General features: G+C 37.3%; 1 protein-coding gene. It reads right to left on the bottom strand.

Translation table 11 applies throughout. The features are described 5' to 3' along the window. On the bottom strand, positions 1 to 523 hold a 523-nt coding region (locus tag AC3WV0_RS18090; protein WP_488847486.1), incomplete at its 3' end, for a transposase. Between the last annotated feature and the right edge of the window lie 152 nt (positions 524 to 675).

The following is a 675-nucleotide window of genomic DNA, read 5'->3' as shown; positions in this document are numbered from 1 at the left end:
GCATAAGGTAGTTAAGATTTCTTTTGTGATGCTGATGAAAGAAATCGAATGAAGCAAAACCACGGTCATACAACAGCAGATCATTATGGCAACAATGATCCAACAGCTCAAGAGCCTGTAAACGTTCATCGGTATCTATAGAGGAAAGTACCCCTTTTAAACAGATTTTATTGATCGTATCATACAGTACGCAAGCTTTGGCCTGTACACAGGTATGAGAAGTCTGGTTTTTGGATACGCCATAAATTTCCTCCAGCTCTCGGGTTTGGGGTAGATTGATTCTCGAACCATCAATAGCCAACAGACGAAGACCATTATATTTTGTTTGTACTGCAGAATTATCTGTATAAAATTCTTCCACCAGCCGCTGATTCAGATGAATAAAAACCTCGGGCTTTATCTTCTTCCTGTTCTGTACGTATGCGCTTTTTGTAAAAGTATTCTGTGCCTGACCCAAAGATCTTATATAGTGAATAAAATTTACAATCTCACAGGAGAGGCTTTTGGTAATGAAATTGAGCATAAATAAAAGCGTTTTTGAAAAGCTTAATTTCCTTTTGCGGGTGAAATCTCTGCTACTCATCTTGTATTCATTACAAATAGCAACACTGTGGATCTCCTCCTCCAATAATAATAAAATAGCTGAAACCGTTTTTTTGCATAATAAGCAGATGA

It is taken from the genome of Chryseobacterium sp. 27AL (assembly GCF_057815395.1).
The sequence above is the reverse complement of the archived record's forward strand: the minus strand, read 5'-3'. Positions and strand labels throughout refer to the sequence as shown.